The 21,759-nt window shown below is 53.1% G+C and carries 14 protein-coding genes, 1 tRNA gene and 3 pseudogenes; 13 read left to right on the top strand and 5 right to left on the bottom strand.

Going from position 1 to position 21,759, the window contains the following annotated elements; translation table 11 throughout:
* Nucleotides 1–149 precede the first annotated feature (149 nt).
* Nucleotides 150–767 (top strand): trimeric intracellular cation channel family protein, encoded by a 618-nt coding sequence (locus tag ACLD11_RS15840; RefSeq protein WP_000924334.1) that lies wholly within the window; start codon nucleotides 150–152, stop codon nucleotides 765–767.
* Here the strand turns inward: ACLD11_RS15840 and ligB are convergent.
* Nucleotides 764–2,449, bottom strand: a complete 1,686-nt coding sequence (gene ligB, locus ACLD11_RS15835; protein WP_411015093.1) for an NAD-dependent DNA ligase LigB — start codon at nucleotides 2,447–2,449, stop codon at nucleotides 764–766. The two genes, ACLD11_RS15840 and ligB, sit on opposite strands and share 4 nt — an antisense overlap.
* Before the next feature lie 256 nt (nucleotides 2,450–2,705).
* Here ligB and gmk point away from each other — a divergent pair, with 256 nt between their 5' ends.
* Genes gmk through recG form a run of 5 tightly spaced genes read left to right on the top strand, consistent with a single transcriptional unit; the run spans nucleotide 2,706 to nucleotide 8,570 of the window.
* Nucleotides 2,706–3,329 (top strand): guanylate kinase, encoded by a 624-nt coding sequence (gmk, locus tag ACLD11_RS15830; RefSeq protein ID WP_000046966.1) that lies wholly within the window; start codon nucleotides 2,706–2,708, stop codon nucleotides 3,327–3,329.
* A 54-nt stretch (nucleotides 3,330–3,383) separates the two neighbouring features.
* Nucleotides 3,384–3,659, top strand: coding sequence for a DNA-directed RNA polymerase subunit omega (gene rpoZ / locus ACLD11_RS15825; protein WP_000135058.1), 276 nt, complete (start codon nucleotides 3,384–3,386; stop codon nucleotides 3,657–3,659).
* Between the two features lie 18 nt (nucleotides 3,660–3,677).
* Nucleotides 3,678–5,789, top strand: a complete 2,112-nt coding sequence (spoT, locus tag ACLD11_RS15820) for a bifunctional GTP diphosphokinase/guanosine-3',5'-bis pyrophosphate 3'-pyrophosphohydrolase (protein WP_000280481.1) — start codon at nucleotides 3,678–3,680, stop codon at nucleotides 5,787–5,789.
* A gap of 4 nt (nucleotides 5,790–5,793) precedes the next feature.
* Nucleotides 5,794–6,483 (top strand): tRNA (guanosine(18)-2'-O)-methyltransferase TrmH, encoded by a 690-nt coding sequence (gene trmH / locus ACLD11_RS15815; protein WP_001068436.1) that lies wholly within the window; start codon nucleotides 5,794–5,796, stop codon nucleotides 6,481–6,483.
* A gap of 5 nt (nucleotides 6,484–6,488) precedes the next feature.
* Nucleotides 6,489–8,570, top strand: a complete 2,082-nt coding sequence (gene recG, locus ACLD11_RS15810; protein WP_411015092.1) for an ATP-dependent DNA helicase RecG — start codon at nucleotides 6,489–6,491, stop codon at nucleotides 8,568–8,570.
* 35 nt (nucleotides 8,571–8,605) lie between these two features.
* On the opposite strand, the gene gltS is transcribed toward recG, so the two are convergent.
* Nucleotides 8,606–9,811, bottom strand: a complete 1,206-nt coding sequence (gene gltS / locus ACLD11_RS15805) for a sodium/glutamate symporter (RefSeq protein ID WP_000462249.1) — start codon at nucleotides 9,809–9,811, stop codon at nucleotides 8,606–8,608.
* 227 nt (nucleotides 9,812–10,038) lie between these two features.
* Here gltS and xanP point away from each other — a divergent pair, with 227 nt between their 5' ends.
* Both xanP and ACLD11_RS15795 read left to right on the top strand, forming a co-directional pair.
* Nucleotides 10,039–11,430 (top strand): xanthine/proton symporter XanP, encoded by a 1,392-nt coding sequence (xanP, locus tag ACLD11_RS15800; protein ID WP_183059662.1) that lies wholly within the window; start codon nucleotides 10,039–10,041, stop codon nucleotides 11,428–11,430.
* A gap of 120 nt (nucleotides 11,431–11,550) precedes the next feature.
* Complete coding sequence (locus ACLD11_RS15795) at nucleotides 11,551–13,260, top strand: AsmA family protein (protein ID WP_411012096.1); 1,710 nt, start codon at nucleotides 11,551–11,553, stop codon at nucleotides 13,258–13,260.
* Between the two features lie 102 nt (nucleotides 13,261–13,362).
* Here ACLD11_RS15795 and yicI read toward each other — a convergent pair whose 3' ends face one another.
* Nucleotides 13,363–15,681, bottom strand: a complete 2,319-nt coding sequence (gene yicI, locus ACLD11_RS15790) for an alpha-xylosidase (protein WP_411015091.1) — start codon at nucleotides 15,679–15,681, stop codon at nucleotides 13,363–13,365.
* A gap of 11 nt (nucleotides 15,682–15,692) precedes the next feature.
* Complete coding sequence (locus tag ACLD11_RS15785) at nucleotides 15,693–17,075, bottom strand: glycoside-pentoside-hexuronide family transporter (protein WP_411015090.1); 1,383 nt, start codon at nucleotides 17,073–17,075, stop codon at nucleotides 15,693–15,695.
* 287 nt (nucleotides 17,076–17,362) lie between these two features.
* On the opposite strand from ACLD11_RS15785, the gene ACLD11_RS15780 reads away from it, so the two are divergent.
* A tRNA-Sec gene (locus tag ACLD11_RS15780) sits at nucleotides 17,363–17,457 on the top strand.
* A gap of 224 nt (nucleotides 17,458–17,681) precedes the next feature.
* On the opposite strand, the gene ACLD11_RS15775 is transcribed toward ACLD11_RS15780, so the two are convergent.
* Complete coding sequence (locus ACLD11_RS15775) at nucleotides 17,682–18,026, bottom strand: hypothetical protein (protein ID WP_411012094.1); 345 nt, start codon at nucleotides 18,024–18,026, stop codon at nucleotides 17,682–17,684.
* A 412-nt stretch (nucleotides 18,027–18,438) separates the two neighbouring features.
* Here ACLD11_RS15775 and ACLD11_RS15770 point away from each other — a divergent pair.
* The 4 genes and pseudogenes from ACLD11_RS15770 to rhuM all read left to right on the top strand — a co-directional run.
* Nucleotides 18,439–18,570, top strand: a pseudogene (locus ACLD11_RS15770) (TA system toxin CbtA family protein); the annotation flags it as partial.
* Between the two features lie 121 nt (nucleotides 18,571–18,691).
* Nucleotides 18,692–19,892: pseudogene (locus tag ACLD11_RS15765) on the top strand (AAA family ATPase).
* Nucleotides 19,893–19,921: 29 nt separating this feature from the next.
* Nucleotides 19,922–20,338, top strand: a pseudogene (locus ACLD11_RS15760) (DUF4942 domain-containing protein); the annotation flags it as partial.
* An 87-nt stretch (nucleotides 20,339–20,425) separates the two neighbouring features.
* The gene (rhuM, locus tag ACLD11_RS15755) at nucleotides 20,426–21,463 is read left to right on the top strand and encodes a virulence protein RhuM (RefSeq protein WP_411015089.1); all 1,038 of its coding nucleotides are present in this window, start codon (nucleotides 20,426–20,428) and stop codon (nucleotides 21,461–21,463) included.
* The last annotated feature ends 296 nt before the right edge of the window (nucleotides 21,464–21,759 follow it).

Here is a 21,759-nt window from a genome sequence, read left to right as displayed (position 1 = left end):
AATTTATTGATATTTATAATAAATAATTATTAATCATAAATTTAAAATCATTACTAAAATTTATTAATCGTGTAATGCCTTAGAAAATCTCAATCGTGATACAGCGCACAAATCGTTAATCTTCGCCCCCAGTAAATTAGGGGGAAATCATGCTGTTGCACGTTCTTTATTTAATTGGCATTACTGCCGAGGCCATGACGGGCGCACTCGCTGCAGGTCGTCGTCGCATGGATACATTCGGCGTAATTATTATTGCTACCGCCACCGCCATTGGTGGAGGCTCGGTTCGCGACATTCTGCTCGGTCACTATCCGCTGGGTTGGGTGAAGCATCCCGAATATGTCATTATTGTGGCGACTGCCGCTGTATTGACCACCATTGTTGCCCCCGTCATGCCCTATTTACGCAAGCTTTTCCTGGTACTTGACGCGCTGGGGTTGGTGGTTTTCTCTATTATTGGCGCTCAGATAGCCCTTGATATGGGCGAAGGGCCAATTATCGCCGTGGTGGCCGCCGTCACTACCGGCGTCTTTGGCGGCGTGCTCCGCGATATGTTCTGCAAACGCATTCCACTGGTGTTTCAAAAAGAGCTATATGCCGGCATTTCGTTCGCCTCGGCGGTGCTCTATATTGCGCTACAACATTACGTCATGAATCCGGATGTCGTCGTTATCTCTACGTTACTGTTTGGCTTTACAGCAAGGTTATTAGCGCTACGTCTTAAACTTGGCCTGCCGGTATTTTATTACCGCCATGAAGGGCACTAAGACCCAAATCCGGGAATATGCTGAGCAGCCAGCCATCTGCTCAGCGTTTTGATCTGCGGATTATCCCGCCAGCCGATAACTCTCCCGGCACGACGCTCGCCCGTCGCTGGCAACTGCCGCCAGTGTTGCTCTGTTCGCATTAATAACTGCTCCCATGAACGATCGCCGCTGGCCTGTAATGCGGCCTGCGTTAAGGGGATATCCATCGCCATGATCCAGCGGGTAAACGACTGTCGGCGCGCCAGGTTAAATTGCCGCCATATCTGCTCGCTTTTTCCTTTAGCAAAGCCTGGCGTGTTGGCTATTTGCGCTGACGTCAGGGCAAGCCAGGAGAAGATATGCTCAAAACGATGCGTCTGATGCAAGGCCCGCCAGCTAGCTTCACCCATTCCGTCCAGACCCAACGCCGACCGTGACCCCAGCCATACCAGCCTGGAGATAAACTGTTCCTGACACGTTGCCGACGCGTAAAAGCAGGTCAGCGAGTTGAAATGGCTATCAGGCGGCACAGGCTTACTCCGCTCACGACTCCGCCAGACGACCTCATCAAGCCGGGGAATGCCTTGCCCGGCCAGACTCACCAGGATCTGATCGCCCGGCGCGATATCCCACGCCTCCCAACGTTTCACAGAACCAATATTGACCCGCTGAACCCGCTTATCATCCAATATAACGGGGACAAGCGACGCTACTACGGTAATTTTGCCGCTTTTCCCCACCGAGAACTGAATAGCGCTCACTTGCGCGACCTGCGCTACTGGCGGATATTTCCATGCTGCCAGCCAGTCGCCCTGCCCGGGTCGCCAGTATTGTGCCGCGGGCTCTTTAGCCATGCGTATCACTACGCCATCCGTTACAAAGGGCAACGCTGACGTCAGCCATGACTGGCGCGCCCGCTCGACCTCACTGGCATTTTTTACCGCCAGGGAATATTTCTTCGTCAGACTGAATCCAGCCTTAGCAAGTTGGCTTAACCTTTCGGGCATATTTGCCGGACCGTCCGGCCACGCCCAAATAAAAATACCCAACGAATTTAGCGCGGAGGCGTTATCCTGGCGCATTAACATTCCTGCGACTTTCGAGCGCGCATTCATCCCGCCCATCCGTTGCTGAATATGCCCCTCGCGCTGTAGAAAGATTTCGCCCTGCAGCACCGCGTTAGCAAGCGCGCCTTGTGTTGTCTGCGGTATAGAGGGGATCAGGCGAATTTTTGGCGTCCAGTCCTCACCTTGTAGTCCGTTACCCCGGCTGATAACCCTGGCCAGTTTACCGTTTTGATAAACCAGCGTTACCGCTACGCCATCCACTTTTGGTTGTACCCAAAGCTCGCTGCGCCCGCGCATCCACTGTTCTACCGCCTGTCGGTCCGCGAGTTTACGTACGCCCGTGTGCGCAACAGGGTGCATTGTTGTACCGTTTAACGGCGGTGAAACCGGAGTAGATGAAACATCCTGACCAACACAGCGTTGCCACTGAACCAGCCTTGCGTTGAGCTGGTCGTACACACTATCGTCAACCGCGCTAACACCTTGTTTCCAGTAGATGTCATTCCAGTCAGCGAGCTGTTGCTGTAAACGGGCGATTTCTTCAGCGGCCCTTGCTGGCGGCCAGGTCGGGCAAAGCGCCCCACTCTGCGAATGCCACAATAAAATTCCCCACGCCATGCTTTTCCATAATCTCATCACGACCTCCTGCGCACATTGCCCGGCAGGTATAGCGCTTTAGTGAATAAAAACCGACAGGTAAAAATGCATCATCCGAGCCGCTTTCCAGATTTTTTGGTGGGTTGCTGCAACGACGCGATAAAAGCGGAAAAAGGGACGCAAAATGCAATAATCTGGCGCAAAAAGTGTGACAAAGACTACGTCGCATAACGGCGATGTGTATAATAAGCCCGTATCAAGGCTCTATTTCGATAATCACAGACGTAATATACTCATGGCTCAAGGTACGCTTTATATTGTTTCTGCCCCCAGTGGCGCGGGTAAATCCAGCCTGATTCAGGCTTTATTAAAAACCCAACCGTTGTATGACACTCAGGTTTCCGTTTCACATACCACGCGCGCGCCGCGTCCGGGTGAAGTGCACGGTGAGCACTATTTCTTTGTAAATCATGATGAGTTTAAAACCATGATTGGCAGGGAGGCGTTTCTGGAGCACGCGGAAGTGTTTGGCAATTACTACGGCACTTCGCGCGAAACCATTGAGCAAGTGCTGGCAACCGGCGTTGATGTTTTTCTCGATATCGACTGGCAGGGCGCCCAGCAAATTCGCGAAAAGATGCCGCAAGCACGCAGCATTTTTATTTTGCCGCCGTCAAAGATCGAATTGGATCGCCGTTTACGCGGCCGCGGGCAAGATAGCGAAGAAGTCATTGCCAAACGAATGGCGCAAGCGGTTGCAGAAATGAGCCATTACGCCGAATATGATTATCTTATTGTGAATGACGACTTTGATACCGCGTTAAGCGACTTGAAAACCATCATTCGCGCTGAACGTCTGCGTATGAGCCGCCAAAAGCAGCGTCATGACGCTTTAATCAGCAAATTGTTGGCAGACTGAACCCACTTTCAGTATCATGCCCAGTCATTTCTTCACCTGTGGAGCATTTTAAGTATGGCACGCGTAACTGTTCAGGACGCTGTAGAGAAAATTGGTAACCGTTTTGACCTGGTACTGGTCGCCGCGCGTCGCGCTCGTCAGATGCAGGTAGGCGGAAAGGATCCGCTGGTACCGGAAGAAAACGATAAAACTACCGTTATCGCGCTACGCGAAATCGAAGAAGGTCTGATTAACAACCAGATCCTCGACGTCCGCGAGCGCCAGGAACAGCAAGAGCAGGAAGCCGCTGAATTACAAGCCGTTACCGCTATTGCTGAAGGTCGTCGTTAATCACAAAGCGGGTCGCCCTTGTATCTGTTTGAAAGCCTGAATCAACTGATTCAAACCTACCTGCCGGAAGACCAGATTAAGCGTCTTCGGCAGGCGTATCTCGTTGCACGTGACGCTCACGAGGGCCAGACACGTTCAAGCGGTGAACCCTATATCACGCACCCGGTAGCGGTGGCCTGTATTCTGGCCGAGATGAAACTCGACTACGAAACGCTGATGGCCGCTCTGCTGCATGACGTGATTGAAGATACCCCCGCCACCTATCAGGACATGGAACAGCTTTTCGGTAAAAGCGTTGCCGAGCTGGTAGAGGGGGTGTCGAAACTTGATAAGCTCAAGTTCCGCGATAAGAAAGAGGCGCAGGCCGAAAACTTTCGCAAAATGATTATGGCGATGGTGCAGGATATCCGCGTCATCCTCATTAAGCTTGCTGACCGTACCCATAACATGCGCACGCTGGGCTCGTTACGCCCGGATAAACGTCGTCGTATTGCCCGTGAAACCCTCGAAATCTACAGTCCTCTGGCGCACCGTTTAGGTATTCATCACATTAAAACCGAGCTGGAAGAGCTGGGTTTTGAAGCGCTGTATCCCAATCGTTACCGCGTCATCAAAGAAGTGGTAAAAGCGGCGCGCGGCAACCGTAAAGAGATGATCCAAAAAATCCTCTCTGAAATCGAAGGACGCTTGCAAGAGGCGGGAATTCCGTGTCGCGTTAGCGGTCGCGAAAAACATCTTTACTCGATCTACTGTAAAATGGTGCTCAAAGAGCAGCGTTTTCACTCGATCATGGACATTTACGCTTTCCGCGTGATCGTTCATGACTCCGATACTTGCTATCGCGTACTCGGTCAGATGCACAGTCTCTATAAGCCGCGTCCGGGACGCGTGAAAGACTATATTGCCATTCCCAAAGCGAACGGCTATCAGTCTTTGCACACCTCGATGATCGGCCCGCACGGCGTTCCTGTTGAAGTCCAGATCCGTACCGAAGACATGGATCAGATGGCGGAAATGGGGGTCGCGGCGCACTGGGCGTATAAAGAACACGGTGAGACCAGCACCACGGCGCAGATCCGCGCCCAGCGCTGGATGCAGAGCCTGCTGGAGCTACAACAGAGCGCCGGTAGTTCGTTTGAATTTATCGAAAGCGTAAAATCCGATCTCTTCCCGGATGAGATTTACGTTTTCACCCCGGAAGGACGCATTGTCGAACTGCCCGCTGGCGCTACGCCGGTGGATTTTGCCTATGCAGTGCATACCGACATCGGCCACGCCTGCGTCGGCGCGCGTGTCGACCGGCAGCCTTATCCGCTGTCGCAGCCGCTTAGCAGCGGTCAGACCGTCGAAATTATTACCGCGCCAGGCGCGCGTCCCAACGCCGCCTGGCTGAACTTTGTCGTCAGCTCTAAAGCGCGCGCTAAAATTCGTCAGTTGCTGAAAAACCTCAAACGTGATGACTCCGTAAGCCTGGGCCGTCGTCTGCTTAACCATGCTTTAGGCGGTAGTCGTAAGCTGGCGGAAATTCCGCAGGAAAATATTCAGCGCGAGTTGGATCGTATGAAGCTGGCAACGCTTGACGATCTGCTGGCGGAAATCGGTCTCGGCAACGCGATGAGCGTAGTGGTCGCGAAAAATCTGCAGCAAGGCGAAGCCGTGGTGCCGACCGTTGCGCAATCGAATCACGGCCACCTGCCGATTAAAGGCGCGGATGGCGTGCTTATCACCTTTGCGAAGTGTTGTCGTCCGATCCCAGGCGACCCAATCATCGCTCACGTCAGCCCAGGTAAAGGACTGGTGATCCACCATGAATCCTGCCGTAATATCCGTGGATACCAGAAAGAGCCAGAGAAATTTATGGCGGTCGAATGGGACAAAGAGACGGAGCAGGAATTCATTACCGAAATCAAGGTGGAAATGTTTAACCATCAGGGCGCGCTGGCTAACCTGACGGCAGCGATTAATACCACCACCTCCAATATTCAAAGCCTGAATACTGAAGAGAAAGATGGTCGCGTCTATAGTACCTTTATTCGCCTTACCGCACGCGATCGCGTACATCTGGCGAATATCATGCGCAAAATCCGCGTGATGCCAGACGTTATTAAAGTCACCCGTAACCGAAACTAGCGCTATGAATCCAAAACGTTATGCGCGTATATGCGAAATGCTCGCCAGGCGTCAGCCTGATCTCACGGTCTGCATGGAGCAAGTCCACAAACCTCATAACGTTTCTGCAATCATTCGTACCGCAGATGCCGTTGGTGTCCATGAAGTCCATGCCATCTGGCCTGGTAGCCGGATGCGCACCATGGCTTCCGCGGCGGCGGGCAGCAACAGTTGGGTACAGGTGAAAACTCACCGTACCATTGGCGATGCGGTAGCCCATTTGAAAGGACGGGGAATGCAGATTCTGGCAACCCATCTTTCTGATAAGGCCGTAGACTTTCGCGAGATTGATTACACGCGCCCGACCTGTATTCTGATGGGTCAGGAGAAAACCGGTATTACTCAGGAAGCATTAGACCTGGCGGATCGGGACATCATCATTCCGATGATCGGCATGGTACAGTCGCTGAATGTTTCCGTCGCCTCCGCGCTCATTCTTTATGAAGCCCAGCGCCAGCGACAGAACGCGGGCATGTATCTGCGTGAAAATAGCATGTTGCCGGAAGATGAACAGCAGCGCCTGCTGTTTGAGGGTGGTTATCCGGTGCTGGCGAAAGTCGCTAAACGTAAAGGTTTGCCTTATCCTCGCGTCAATCAGCAGGGCGAAATAGACGCCGATGCTGACTGGTGGGCGACGATGCAGGCGGCAGGGTAATCACCATGTCAGGCCGCTTGTTAGACGCTGTTCCGCTCAATTCCCTGACAGGTGTCGGCGCAGCGCAAAGCAGTAAACTGGCGAAAATTGGCCTGCATACCGTCCAGGATTTGCTATTACATCTTCCTCTGCGTTACGAAGACCGTACCCATCTCTACCCCATTGGCGAACTGCTGCCTGGCATCTACGCCACCGTTGAAGGTGAAGTGCTGAACTGCAATATCACTTTCGGCGGTCGTCGGATGATGACCTGCCAGATTAGCGACGGTTCCGGCATTCTTACCATGCGCTTTTTCAATTTTAACGCGGCGATGAAAAACAGCCTGGCGACGGGGCGGCGTGTGCTGGCCTACGGGGAAGCGAAGCGCGGCAAGTATGGCGCAGAGATGATCCATCCGGAATATCGCCTGCAGGGCGATCTCAGCACGCCGGAACTTCAGGAAACGCTCACCCCCGTCTATCCGACCACCGAGGGCGTGAAGCAAGCGACACTGCGCAAGCTTACCGATCAGGCGCTGGAGTTGCTCGACACCTGCGCCATTGCCGAACTACTGCCGCCGGAACTGGCGCAGGGTATGATGAGCCTGCCGAAAGCGCTACGTACATTGCATCGCCCGCCGCCGACACTCCAGCTCGCCGATTTAGAAACCGGCAAACACCCGGCGCAGCGGCGGCTTATTCTTGAAGAGCTACTGGCGCATAATCTCAGTATGCTGGCGCTTCGCGCAGGCGCGCAGCGCTATCACGCCCAGCCGCTAAGTACAAACGATACCTTAAAGCAGCAACTGTTAGCGTCGTTGCCGTTTAAACCCACCAGCGCGCAGGCGCGGGTGGTGGCAGAGATCGAACGTGATATGGCGCTGGATGTGCCGATGATGCGTCTGGTTCAGGGCGACGTCGGTTCAGGGAAAACGCTGGTTGCCGCCCTGGCGGCGCTACGCGCCATCGCTCATGGTAAGCAGGTGGCGCTGATGGCACCGACCGAATTGCTGGCTGAACAGCACGCAAATAATTTCCGCAACTGGTTCGAACCGTTGGGCGTTGAAGTGGGTTGGCTGGCCGGTAAGCAAAAAGGTAAAGCACGCCAGGCGCAGCAAGAGGCTATTGCCAGCGGTCAGGTGCAGATGATTGTCGGCACCCACGCTATCTTTCAGGAACAGGTGCAGTTCAACGGCCTGGCGCTGGTCATTATCGATGAGCAGCACCGCTTTGGCGTCCACCAGCGGCTGGCATTGTGGGAAAAAGGCCAGCAGCAGGGCTTTCATCCGCATCAGTTGATTATGACCGCAACGCCCATTCCGCGCACCCTGGCGATGACTGCCTACGCCGATCTCGATACCTCGGTGATTGACGAGCTACCGCCGGGCCGTACCCCTGTCACTACCGTTGCGATTCCGGATACCCGTCGCCATGAAATCATTGATCGTGTGCGCAACGCCTGCACAACCGAAGGCCGTCAGGCCTACTGGGTCTGTACGCTGATTGAAGAGTCCGACCTGCTGGAAGCGCAGGCGGCGGAAGCCACCCGGGAGGAGCTCAAGCTGGCGTTACCGGAGTTAAATATTGGCCTGGTACACGGCCGCATGAAGCCCGCCGAAAAACAGGCGGTGATGCAGGCCTTTAAGCAGGGTGAACTGCATCTGCTGGTCGCCACTACGGTGATTGAGGTGGGGGTCGATGTTCCTAACGCCAGCCTGATGATTATTGAAAACCCGGAGCGACTGGGCCTGGCGCAGTTACACCAGCTCAGAGGACGCGTTGGCCGTGGCGCGGTCGCGTCGCACTGCGTGCTGCTCTATAAATCGCCGTTGTCGAAAACGGCGCAGAAGCGTTTACAGGTATTGCGCGACAGCAACGACGGCTTTGTGATTGCGCAAAAAGATTTAGAGATTCGCGGCCCGGGGGAATTACTGGGCACCCGCCAGACGGGGAACGCCGAATTTAAAGTAGCTGATTTGCTGCGCGATCAAGCCATGATCCCCGAAGTTCAGCGTATTGCCCGTCATATTCACGAACGTTATCCGCAGCAGGCACAAGCGCTGATTGAGCGCTGGATGCCGGAAACCGAACGTTATTCCAACGCCTAGTGAGCACGGCGGCTTTAATGCCGCCGTACAAACTATTATTGCGCGAAAATCGGTAACAGCAGGTACAGCTTGATTACCAACGCATTGACGATATCGATAAAGAACGCGCCGACCATCGGCACCACCAGGAACGCCATATGCGAGGGGCCAAAACGGTCGGTAATCGCCTGCATATTAGCAATGGCAGTCGGCGTTGCGCCCAGGCCAAAACCACAGTGACCCGCCGCCAGCACCGCCGCATCGTAGTTTTTCCCCATCATGCGCCAGGTGACGAAGATCGCGTACAGCGCCATGAAGATGGTCTGTACCACCAGAATCGCCAGCATCGGCAGCGCCAGCGACGCCAGTTCCCACAGCTTCAGGCTCATCAGCGCCATTGCCAGGAACAGTGACAGACTCACGTTCCCCAGCACCGAAACAGCACGCTCAAATACGCGATAAAAACCCACCAGCGCCAGGCCATTGCTGAGGATCACCCCAACAAATAGCACACAAACGAAGACCGGCAGTTCAAGCACCGTTCCCGCCAGTAGCTGCGCTACGATTTTGCCCACGGTCAGACAGATAGCAATCAAGGCGATGGTTTCGATTAGCACCAGAGAGGTGATCATACGGCCCACATCCGGCTTTTCAAAGGCTGTCGGCACGGCCTGATCGTCAGGCATTCCATCCGGCGTGGTGGAGTGTTTCACCAGATAACGCGCTACCGGGCCGCCAATCAACCCGCCCAGCACCAGGCCAAAGGTTGCACATGCCATCGCAACTTCGGTGGCATTGGCAAAACCATAACGTTCGACAAACAGTTTACTCCACGCCGCGCCGGTACCGTGTCCGCCGGACAGCGTAATTGACCCGGCAATCAGCCCCATTAACGGGTCCAGCCCCAGCAGACTCGCCATGCCGATACCGATGGCATTCTGCATCAGCAGTAATCCGACCACGACGACCAGGAAGACGCCAACAACGCGTCCCCCCTTGCGCAGGCTGGCCAGGTTAGCGTTAAGACCGATCGTCGCGAAAAACGCCAGCATCAACGGATCGCGCAGGGTCATATCAAAGTTGACCTCCCAACCGACGCTTTTTTTCAGCACCAGCAGCGCAACCGCGACCAGTAACCCCCCCGCCACCGGTTCCGGAATCGTATATTTCTTCAGTAAGGAGACGGACTGGACCAGCTTGCGACCCAGTAGCAGCACCAGCGTGGCGGCGACAAGGGTCGATAAGGTATCGAGTTCAAACATTTAAAGCTCCTGTAGTGCGCTGTGACATGTGCGCACAAATCATTTCCTGAGTCAGTTTTTTAGCTCTTTGCGAGTCTTCGGCATGGATTTTAAGCAGAAAAAGGCAAAAAGTTATATAAAAAGGTGCATTTATCTTTTTTAAATATTAAGAATATTCGCTCGCAATCGTTTGCTTTTACCACCTGGTCAGATAAAATCACCGCTTTTCCACCACGAGAATGTCCCTGATGTCCGTTAACGCCATCGAGCCGGCAGATGCGCAACCGGTTGCGCAGACGCAAAACAGCGAATTAATTTACCGTCTTGAAGATCGCCCGCCGCTCCCTCAAACCCTTTTTGCCGCTTGTCAGCATCTGCTGGCCATGTTTGTCGCGGTAATCACGCCAGCGCTGTTAATCTGCCAGGCGTTGGGTTTACCGGCGCAGGATACGCAGCACATTATCAGCATGTCGCTGTTCGCCTCCGGCGTAGCCTCTGTTATTCAAATCAAAGCGTGGGGGCCGGTAGGATCGGGGCTGTTATCCATCCAGGGAACCAGTTTTAACTTTGTCGCCCCGCTGATTATGGGCGGTACCGCGCTGAAAACCGGCGGCGCGGACGTCCCGACGATGATGGCGGCGCTGTTCGGCACGCTGATGCTGGCAAGCTGCACCGAGATGGTGCTTTCTCGCATTCTACATCTGGCGCGCCGGATTATCACGCCGTTAGTCTCCGGCGTCGTGGTGATGATTATTGGCCTGTCGCTGATTCAGGTGGGGCTAACCTCCATCGGCGGCGGCTATGCCGCCATGAGCGACAACACCTTTGGCGCACCGAAAAACCTGCTGCTGGCCGGCGTCGTCCTGGCCATTATTATCCTGCTGAATCGGCAGCGTAATCCCTACCTGCGCGTGGCTTCTTTGGTTATTGCCATGGCGGCTGGCTATCTTTTGGCCTGGTTTATGGGCATGTTGCCTGAGAATAACGCGCCGGTCTCACAGGACATCCTGATGGTGCCGACCCCGCTGTATTATGGTCTGGGCATTGACTGGAACCTGTTACTGCCGTTGATGCTGGTCTTTATGATTACGTCGCTGGAGACCATCGGCGACATCACCGCTACCTCTGATGTCTCCGAGCAGCCGGTATCCGGCCCCTTGTACATGAAACGGCTAAAGGGCGGCGTACTGGCTAACGGCCTGAACTCATTTGTTTCAGCGGTATTTAATACGTTCCCGAATTCCTGTTTCGGTCAGAACAACGGCGTAATTCAGTTGACCGGCGTCGCCAGTCGCTATGTGGGATTTGTCGTCGCGCTGATGCTGATTGTGCTCGGCCTGTTCCCGGCGGTAAGCGGTTTTGTGCAGCATATCCCGGAACCGGTGCTCGGCGGTGCTACGTTAGTGATGTTCGGCACCATTGCCGCCTCCGGGGTGCGTATTGTCTCGCGTGAGCCGCTGAACCGCCGCGCGATTCTGATTATCGCCCTGTCGCTGGCCGTGGGTCTTGGCGTCTCGCAACAGCCGCAGATCCTGCAGTTCGCGCCGGAATGGGTGAAAAATCTGCTCTCATCCGGAATTGCCGCTGGTGGCATCACGGCTATCGTGCTGAACCTGATTCTCCCGCCGGAAAAACCGTAAAAACCCTGCGGCGGCGACACGATTCGCCGCTGCTGTAACGCTCTTTCACCATTCCTGTCTTGAGGATTGCACGCAAATCGTGCATAAATCCCCTATGTGCATTTCACGGGATGGAAGACCATGAAATTGATTGGGAGGTTGCTTCTCTACGTGCTGATCGCCTGTTTAGTGGTGATTTTCGGCTTTTATTTTCTGCTGCAAACGCGCTGGGGCGCAGATCATGTCAGCAACTGGGTATCAGAGAACAGCGGTTATCACCTCACATTCGACGTGATGGATCATCGTTTTTCCGCCCCATCCCATCTTTTACTGGAGAATGTGACCTTTGGTCGTGATGGTCAGCCTGCTACCCTGGTCGCGAAAACCGTAGATATCGGTCTGAGCATTCGCCAGTTAACCGCGCCGCTGCATGTCGACACGATTCTGTTACAGGACGGCACGCTGAATATTTCAGTGCAAACCGCCCCTTTCCCGTTTGAGGCCGACCGCCTGCAACTTCGCAATATGGCGCTCAATAGTCCCGGTAGCGAATGGCGGTTGAGCGCCCAGCGCGTTAACGGCGGCGTTATGCCCTGGCGCCCCGAAGCCGGTCGGGTATTGGGCAATAAAGCCCAGATCCAACTGAGCGCCGGTTCGCTGACGTTAAACGACGTTCCCGCCACGAATGTGCTTATTGAAGGCAGTATCGACCATAATCAGGTGATGTTAAACACCGTCGGCGCCGATATGGCGCGCGGAGCGTTAACCGGCGTCGCCCGGCGTAACGCTGACGGTAGTTGGGTCGTTGAAAATCTGCGGCTGAATGATATTCGGTTACAAAGCGATAAATCCCTGAGCGAGTTTTTCGCGCCGCTTACTACGGTTCCATCTTTGCAGATTGGTCGTCTTGAAGTGACGGACTCCAGCCTGCAAGGGCCAGACTGGGCAGTCACCGATCTTGACCTGAGTTTGCGCAATCTGACTCTGCACAAAGAAGACTGGCAAAGTCAGGAAGGTAAATTATCGATGAACGCCAGCGAGTTTATTTACGGCTCGCTGCACTTGCTCGATCCAATCCTGAACGCCGAATTTTCACCACAGGGCGTTGCGCTACGCCAGTTCACCACCCGCTGGGAAGGCGGTATGGTCAGAACCTCCGGCGCCTGGTTACGCGAAGGCAAAGCGCTTATTCTGGACGATACCGCTATCGCCGGGCTGGAGTATACGCTGCCGGAAAACTGGAAGCAGTTATGGATGAAGCCGCTGCCCGACTGGTTGAACAGCCTGACGCTGAAAAAATTCAGCGCCAGCCGCAATCTGGTGATCGATATCGACCCAGCCTTCCCGTGGCAAATCACCGCTCTGGACGGCTACGGCGCAAACCTGGGGCTGGTACAACATCATCAATGGGGCGTCTGGAGCGGCAATGCGACCCTCAACGCCGCAGCGGCAACCTTTAACCGTGTGGACGTGCGCCGCCCGTCGCTGTCGTTGACGGCTAATGCCAGCACGGTCAACATCAGCGATCTGAGCGCGTTTACTGGAAAAGGGATACTGGAAGCCACTGCCAGCGTATCGCAACTGCCGGAGCGTCAGACGCAAATCAGCCTGAACGGACGCGGCGTACCAATGGATGTGCTACAACAGTGGGGCTGGCCGGCATTACCGATTGCTGGCGATGGCAATATTCAGCTCACGACCAGCGGCAATATTCAGGCCGATGCGCCGTTGAAACCGACGGTAAACGGGCAATTACACGCGGTCAACGCACAAAAGCAGCAGATAACACAGACGATGCAAGCGGGCGTGGTGTCCGGCGGGGAAGTTACGTCAACGGAGCCAGCGCTGTAATTGAGGGCTTGCCCGGTGGCGATGGCGCTTACCGGGCTTACGGTTCTTGCTCATCTGTAGGCCGGATAAGCGCAGCTCACGGCGCCATCCGGCGATTCAGATTTAAAGCGTAATCACCACTTCATGTCCCTGCGGGGTGACCACTACGCCCAGTTCACTTCCCGCATATGAACCGCATTTGGTACCGCTAATCTGCGTAATATTACGCAGACACAGCGTCCAGTTGCGCGCCTCGCCTTCGCCGCTCACCGTAATGGTATTGCCTGTGCGTTTCGCCTGCAGCGTAAAGATTGTCGAACCATCCGTAGCAGGGACTTCGCAGACCGCTTCGCAGCCGTCATCCAGATGGAATAACTGGAAGGCCGTACCCTCATGCCAGGCGTAATCGGGCTTCTGGCTATTGTTGCCCAGCGCCAGTAGTGTATTGTCACGCACGTACACTGGCAGGCTCAGGAAGCCATGCTGCTGTTTATGCCAGCGGCTGCCCTGCACTTCATCGTTGCGCCACAGGTGCGTCCAGCGACCTTCTGGCAGGTAGAACTCCACGTCGCCCGCTTCACTAAATACCGGCGCTACCATGACCGCATCTCCCAGCATGTACTGGCGATCAAGATAATCACACGCCGGATCGTCCGGGAATTCCAGCATCATCGCCCGCATCATTGGCGTACCGGCTTCGTTGGCGCGCGCCGCTTCCCGATACAGATACGGCATCATCCGGCACTTCTGTTCGGTGAAGAAGCGCACCACGTCACAGGACTCGTCGTCATAGGCCCACGGAACCCGGTAGGATTTGCTACCGTGCAGGCGGCTGTGGCTGGAGAGCAAGCCGAATGCGCACCAACGCTTGTAGACATGCGCCGGGGCGGTATTCTCGAACCCGCCAATATCATGGCTCCAGAAGCCAAACCCTGACAGGCCGATGGACAGCCCGCCGCGCAGGCTTTCCGCCATCGATTCGTAGTTGGCGTAGCAGTCGCCGCCCCAGTGCACCGGGAACTGTTGTGCGCCCACCGAGGCGGAACGGGCGAACAGCACCGCCTCTTCAACGCCCACGGTCTCTTTCAGCACGTTCCACACCAGTTCGTTGTAGATGTAGGCATAATGGTTGTGCATTTTCTGTGGATCTGAACCATCAAACCACTGCACATCCGTTGGAATGCGTTCGCCGAAGTCAGTTTTGAAGCAGTCCACTCCCATCTCCACCAGGCCCTTCAGCTTGTCGGCATACCATTCGCAGGCTTGCGGGTTGGTGAAGTCGTAAATCGCCAGTCCCGGCTGCCATTTATCCCACTGCCACAAGGAGCCGTCCGGGCGTTTAAGCAAATACCCTTTCTCTTTTAGCTCCTGGAAGACCGGGGATTTCTGGCCGATGTAGGGGTTAATCCACACGCAGACTTTCAGCCCTTTCGCTTTCAGGCGGCGAATCATCCCTTTCGGATCGGGGAAAGTCACCGGGTCCCATTCAAAATCGCACCACTGAAAAGCTTTCATCCAGAAACAGTCGAAGTGGAAGACGTGCAGCGGTAGATTGCGCTCGGCCATACCGTCGATAAAGCTGTTAACGGTCGCTTCGTCGTAGTTGGTGGTAAATGAGGTGGTCAGCCACAGACCAAACGACCAGGCGGGCGGCAGCGCCGGACGCCCCGTAAATTGGGTATAGCGGTTCAGCACGTCTTTCGGGGTCGGGCCGTCGATGACGAAGTATTCCAGATACTCGCTCTCGACGCTGAACTGAACTTTGGAGACTTTCTCGGAGCCAATTTCAAACGACACGCACTGCGGATGATTCACCAGCACACCGTAGCCACGGTTGGTGATATAGAACGGGATATTCTTGTACGATTGCTCGGTGCTGGTGCCGCCGTCGCGGTTCCAGGTCTCCACCGTCTGACCGTTGCGCACCAGCGCGGTAAAGCGCTCGCCCAGCCCGTAGACGGTTTCGCCCACGCCGAGATCCAGACGCTCGAACATGTAGTTGCGCCCGCTATTGGTGTCCTGCACATAGCCGTTATTTTTCAACTGACTACCGGTGATACGTACACCGTTACGCAGAAAATCCAGAGACCAGAGCTCGCCTTTGGTGACGCGCACGCTCAGGCTGCCGCTCTTGAGTTCGGCAAATTCAGCGTTGTTCTGCATCTCTACGTTGATATCTTGCAAGACATTGAGCGGATAATGTGGGCCGTTATCCAAAGCGCCCTGGAAGTGTTCCATCCGTACACCTATCACGCCTTCCTGCGGCGAGAAAAAGCGCAGGGTAAACAACGGGGTATCCAGTTGCCAGGTTCGTTCGCGGACATCGCGCGGCGCGGCATAGATCACCATCTCATTCCCGTGCTGTTCAACGTCGAACACCTGAACCGGGTGAATCAAATTAAGGCCAGGCTGGATCAGCCAGTTTCCGTCGCTAATTTTCATAGTCTGTTCCTTTAGTTTTGCAATTCTTTATGGGTAAATTCTTGTTCGTTGCGGTGTGCGCCCTGCGCCAGTTGTTCCAGAATGGTTTTCAGGAACGGGCTTTTCAGGGTGTAGTAGCGTTTAGCGATCGCGGCGCTCAGCAGATAACAGATGGCCGGGACGATAGTGAACAGAGCGATGATGATGCTGATCGTGGCGCTGTTTTGCGTTTTCGCCGCCGCGTCGTAACCGCCGCCTGCCAGCATCCAGCCAATCAGCGCCCCGCCGAGGGCAAGACCCAGTTTCAGCACGAACAACGTGCCGGCAAAACTGATCCCCGTCAGGCGTTTGCCGTTACACCATTCGCCGTAGTCGACGGTGTCAGACATCATCACCCACTGGATAGGCGTGACTAACTGGTGCAATACGCCAATCACAAAGATAAAGACGAACATAGCGATCGTGGCGTGCATCGGTACGAAGAACATCGCCACGCTGATTACTGCGAGTAAAGCATTGGTCCACCAGAAAATGCTCACTTTGCATTTCCAGTCGGTCAACGGTTTTGCCAGCGCCGAGCCAATCAGGTTGCCGACGCAATAGGTGGTGAGGAAGGCGACAAACACGCCCGGCTTGCCCAATATCCAGGTGACGTAATACATCATCGCTCCGCCGCGCACGCATACCGCCAGAATATTCAGGATGGTGAGCAGGCCGACTATGCGCCACTGGTCGTTGTGCCAGATATCACGCAGGTCTTCACGCATGGAGGTATGGGTAGCAGGCGCTTCAACGCGCTCTTTGGTGGTAAAGAAGCAGAACGCCAGCATCAGGAACGCCACCACTGAGAGCACCGCAATCCCCCCCTGGAAGCCCAGCGCCTTATTCTCGCCGCCAATCAGTTTCACCAGAGGCATCATCAGTACGGTAGAGAGCATTCCGCCCGCCGTTGCCAGCACAAAGCGCCAGGATTGCAGGGAGATACGCTGCGTTGGGTCATTGGTTATTACACCACCCAACGCGCAGTAAGGGATGTTGACCACAGTATACAGAAGGGTGAGCAACGTGTAGGTGAGGGCGGCATAAATCATTTTGCCGTTCAGACTGAGATCCGGCGTGCTATAAGCCAGCACACAAACGATACCAAACGGCAACGCGCCAAACAGCACCCAGGGTCGGAATTTGCCCCAGCGAGAGCGGGTACGGTCGGCCAGCAGGCCCATGCAAGGGTCGGAGATGGCATCAAGCGCACGTGCCAGTAAAAACATGGTGCCGACAAAACCAGCGGGAATACCGAAAATATCGGTATAGAAGAACATCATATATAACATGACGTTATCGAAGATGATGTGGCTGGCGGCATCGCCCATACCATAGCCAATCTTCTCCTTAACGGAGAGAATCTCACTTTTCATTACGCATCCTTAACGCTCACAACGCTCACTGATACCGGTTACCGTTTTTGTAAACCTTCCCTGCGAGCGTGAATATTCCGTTATTTGGTTATCAAATTACGATTCTTGTTTTCTGTGATCAGGGTAGCGTCAAAAAGTATGATGAAATGTAACTAATGGATTTTATGGGGATTTATATGAAACCGATCATGGCAGAAGGAAAGGGAAGTTAAAAAAGCACGGGAGGGGATGTGGAAACGCCAGGAAGTAGCTATAATGCGCGCGCCTCCATGTAGCAATCGAGGCGCGGAAGATCGTCGTCTCCGGTGAGGCGGCTGGACTTCAAATCCAGTTGGGGCCGCCAGCGGTCCCGGGCAGGTTCGACTCCTGTGATCTTCCGCCAAAATCCTTCTCTCATGTCCACCATTCGTCCTCTATTTCGGGACAAAGTATGTGCTTATTATTAAGACCAGTTCTTGCATATAATACGAAAGGAAAGGTGGAGAGAGAAAGTGGAATATTATTTTATTAATCACCATTTACCGATTGCTAAAACCGAACGTCCATTTATCGTGGGATATCGTCCGCAAAGAAGGGATAAAAGTACGCCAGGCCAAAATTATGAGATCAACGTATAGAGCCATCCGGATAAAGATACATGCCTTCCTCCAGATACACGGGTTCTCCTTCTTCTACCGCTAAATTATGGTATAGCGATTGCATTTCATCATCTGCACTTTCTTCCTGTTGGTTTTCAACTCGATAATAGGTATCTACATCATAGTTCTGTTTACGGAGATCGTCGTCGCTGTATACGCCAAGCCGTTTTTTTAAGCCTGTTATATTAAATATCCATTTTAACCCATCTTTGATATAATAGGCATCACCATAAGCATTTTCATCGGGGCATTCTTTATAGCCCATCCGCAATGCAACATCACAGCCATGCTTACCAACATATTTATAACTCATATTCCCCCCAATATGTTGCTTTAATATCTCAGATAAAATTCATAACGAAAACCTATCCTGATAACCTATGCCACATGAAGGATAGAATTTAAACTAAAGTACGCGTTATATTATCCCCAAATTCCGTATCAAGTATGCGTATTCTGTAGTAGGTAGTAATATGTTCTAATTTATTAATGTGAGTTATATATGAAGAGATTATTTACAGCGGTGATTATCGCTTTTATTACCGTCACGGCATCATCCGGTGCGCTTGCCTGCCCAAAGGGTCAACATCCACATGGGGGTACGGGCTCACATCATAAGGGTGGATGGTGTTCATACGAGCAGTAACGTCGCAGCTTACTCATCTACTTGAACGGCACTATAGCCTTACGTTTATCAACGCAGGCGCTACGTTTGTCGATGCCGTAACTTTCTGAAGAAAAAACATGAGCGATTTCGTATCGATCGCAAAGAATATGGTTATCAGCAACAGTCACCTTATCTCCAGGCTGTCGATACTCTACGGACACGACAGGAAAGGATTTTATTAATTCCTTAAAAAACCATGTTAATCAAGAGGATAAATAGTTAAAACGTGATAAAAGACGTAACCCATGCCCGTTTAAAGCGTGCAATAAATGTTATTATACTAAAACATAAAAACAGGTGGGGCTGGTGTAATGAGAATCGACAAACTTTCACTGCTTAACTTTCGTTGCTTTAGACAGCTCGATATTACTTTTGATGAGCACATTACGATTCTGGTTGCACCGAACGGCGCGGGCAAGACGACAGTGCTGGATGCGGTACGCCTGGCGCTGTTCCCCTTCATTCGTGGTTTTGATGCCAGCCTCTACGTGAAAGATAAATCACTAGCGATCCGTACCGAAGATGTACGTCTGGTTTTCCGCCCCGAAGCGTTGAACATGGAAATGTCATCTCCGGCCATGATTACGGCTACCGGGGAATGGGAAAGTGGAAAGACGGCAACCTGGATGCTCGACAAGCGAGGAGAACAGCCGCCGCATGAAGATAAGACGGCGGCGCAGCTTACCCGCTGGGGTGAACGGCTTCAAAAGCATGTGCGCGACGAAAACAACAAACAATATGTTGATCTTCCGTTAATGCTTTATCTTGGCACGGCTCGATTGTGGTATCAGGAAAGACAATATGAGCCAACGGAGCCTGGCAAACTGGTATACGATATTGTCAGATCATATTCACGGTTAACGGGCTACGATAATTGCCTTTCAGCTACCTCAAATTATAAACAATTCGAGCAGTGGTATAACTGGTTATGGCTTAGCTATCGTGAGTTCCAGATTAGGTTACTGGAAAACTCCGCAGTTGATATCGCCGAAGGGATTCGCGTTGATAAAATAAAAGAATCCATTGAGGTTATTCAGCAGGCAATTAACTGTCTGACAAAAGATGTAACGGGATGGCGCGATCTGGAATACAGTTTCAGCCATAACCAGCAACTGGTGATGAACCATCCACAGCACGGCAAAATCCCTTTATCCCAGCTCAGCGACGGCCTGCGTAATGCGGTTGCGATGGTTGCGGATATCGCATTTCGCTGTGTCAAACTCAACCCACATTTACACGATGAAGCCGCCTTAAAAACTCAGGGGATAGTGCTGATTGATGAAGTTGACATGTTCCTGCACCCGGCCTGGCAGCAGCAAATTATCCAGTCTTTGCGCAGCGCATTTCCACAGATCCAATTTATTGTCACGACCCATAGCCCGCAGGTGCTCAGTACGGTAAAACGCGAATCCATTCGTCTGCTTGAGCAGGATGAGAATGGCAACGGGAAAGCGTTGATGCCGTTCGGAGCGACCTACGGCGAGCCGAGTAACGACGTGCTACAAAGTGTGATGGGTGTCGAGCCACAACCTCCGGTCAAGGAACGGGATGTTTTCGAACGTGGGATTATCAATGTATTTAAGGGGTTAAGCCAGGAGTACAAAACCAATAATCCTTGTTATTTCGGCAAGAAGATTATCGTCAACAATCTGGTGAAGCATGACCGATGGGGCTACAGCCTGAACTGGGGCTGGCGACGCGACCAGCTCGCCGATCTGGAACGGATGCTCTACCTGCTGGATGGTAAAACCATTCCCGATAACCGATACGATGTGACTATCCGACTGATGGACTTCATTCGTGATAACCCGCATCAGCAGGTTTTTGAGGATGATTTATTCTCTATCCACTACTTTCAGAAAGGCAGCGGGCATATTACGTTCAAGCGTCTGGATCTGGTAGAGAAGATGAACGATATCGTGGTGAAACACTATCCAGGGGCGCTACCCGCAAAATAAACGCTATCTGCGTAATGAGCTTCACCAGGAATTTCTGGCATACTAAGCGGATTACAGCATCGCGAGTCAGATATAAGCGGAGGCGGCATGGAAGATAAATACTTAACCCAATCCCCGGCAGGTGAATTCATTATGTTTGCCAGCGATGACGGTGAAGTACGCGTTGAATGCCGCTTTGAGCAAGAGACGCTATGGCTCCCTCAGGCAATCATCGCAAACCTTTATCAGATCACTCCCCAGGCCGTTACACAGCACATTAAAGCGATCTATGAAGAAGGCGAACTTGAGCAAAACGCAACCTGTAAGTCTTACTTACAAGTTCAACAGGAAGGTGGCCGTCAGGTAAGCCGCAACAGGCTTCACTACAGCCTGCCTGTCATCCTTGCTGTCGGCTACCGCGTTCGCTCCCCGCGCGGCACGCAGTTCCGCCAGTGGGCAACCCAGACGCTCCAGGAATACCTGATCAAAGGTTTTGTGATGGACGATGAGCGCCTGAAAAATCCGCCCGTGGGTTCATCGGCTGTACCCGACTATTTCGATGAGATGCTGGAGCGTATCCGCGATATCCGCGCCAGCGAACGTCGGGTTTATTTGCGGGTACGCGAGATCTTTGCTCTGGCCGCCGATTATCAACCGTCCCTCAAAGAAACCACGCAGTTTTTTCAAACCATCCAGAACAAGTTACATTTTGCCTGTACCGGGTATACCGCCGCTGAACTCATTCATCAGCGTGCTGACGCCTGCCAGCCGCATATGGGGCTGACCAGCTATAAAGGTGAAGAGGTGCGCAAATGTGACGTGACGGTGGCAAAAAATTATCTCACTCAGGATGAAGTCAGCGAGCTTAACCGCGTAGTTAACATGTGGCTGGATTTCGCCGAAGATCAGGCCCGTCGTCGTCAACAGGTCTTTTTACGCGACTGGCAGGATAAGCTGGATCAGTTCCTGCAATTTAACGACCGTGAGGTTTTGCAAGGGGCAGGTAAAGTCAGTAAGAAAATGGCCGATGAAAAAGCGCAGGCGGAATACAGTCAGTTTGCTGAACAACAACGGCGCTTAAAAGAAGCCGAAGGTGAGAAAGATATCGCCGCTTTGTTACAGTGGAAAACAGAGCCTAAAAAGTAGCTCAGGATGTCCCCAAACCCCACAAGCAAAATCATTTGGGGGCACAATAGGGGGTACCAACAAAAATCCAACACGATAAAAGTCAATAAATTCAACAGACCAAGATATCAAATACGACTCCTGTGATCGCCAAAATCCTTCTCTTATGCCCACCATTCGTCCTCTATTTCAAGATAAAGTATTTGCTTATTATTAAGACTAAATAGCTGCGCCAAATAGTAGATCACTTTGAGGGAACTCAGCCCGGATTGTGCGATCTGATCAATCGCCAAACATCACAAATCACCAACCGGACT

The organism is Salmonella sp. 741265116_PST (assembly GCF_046567715.1).
Taxonomy (GTDB): domain Bacteria; phylum Pseudomonadota; class Gammaproteobacteria; order Enterobacterales; family Enterobacteriaceae; genus Salmonella; species Salmonella enterica.
Note: the sequence above shows the minus strand (reverse complement) of the source record. Positions and strands in the feature narration are given on the sequence as shown.

Bases quoted from the DNA above. Each gene is read 5' to 3' on its own strand.
- trmH (WP_001068436.1), top strand. From the start codon at position 5,794: ATGAATCCAAAACGTTATGCGCGTATATGCGAAATGCTCGCCAGGCGT.
- gltS (WP_000462249.1), bottom strand. From the start codon at position 9,811: ATGTTTGAACTCGATACCTTATCGACCCTTGTCGCCGCCACGCTGGTG.
- rhuM (WP_411015089.1), top strand. From the start codon at position 20,426: ATGGAAGATAAATACTTAACCCAATCCCCGGCAGGTGAATTCATTATG.
- ligB (WP_411015093.1), bottom strand. From the start codon at position 2,449: ATGAGATTATGGAAAAGCATGGCGTGGGGAATTTTATTGTGGCATTCG.
- yicI (WP_411015091.1), bottom strand. From the start codon at position 15,681: ATGAAAATTAGCGACGGAAACTGGCTGATCCAGCCTGGCCTTAATTTG.
- recG (WP_411015092.1), top strand. From the start codon at position 6,489: ATGTCAGGCCGCTTGTTAGACGCTGTTCCGCTCAATTCCCTGACAGGT.
- ACLD11_RS15795 (WP_411012096.1), top strand. From the start codon at position 11,551: ATGAAATTGATTGGGAGGTTGCTTCTCTACGTGCTGATCGCCTGTTTA.
- ACLD11_RS15840 (WP_000924334.1), top strand. From the start codon at position 150: ATGCTGTTGCACGTTCTTTATTTAATTGGCATTACTGCCGAGGCCATG.
- xanP (WP_183059662.1), top strand. From the start codon at position 10,039: ATGTCCGTTAACGCCATCGAGCCGGCAGATGCGCAACCGGTTGCGCAG.
- ACLD11_RS15775 (WP_411012094.1), bottom strand. From the start codon at position 18,026: ATGAGTTATAAATATGTTGGTAAGCATGGCTGTGATGTTGCATTGCGG.
- gmk (WP_000046966.1), top strand. From the start codon at position 2,706: ATGGCTCAAGGTACGCTTTATATTGTTTCTGCCCCCAGTGGCGCGGGT.
- ACLD11_RS15785 (WP_411015090.1), bottom strand. From the start codon at position 17,075: ATGAAAAGTGAGATTCTCTCCGTTAAGGAGAAGATTGGCTATGGTATG.
- rpoZ (WP_000135058.1), top strand. From the start codon at position 3,384: ATGGCACGCGTAACTGTTCAGGACGCTGTAGAGAAAATTGGTAACCGT.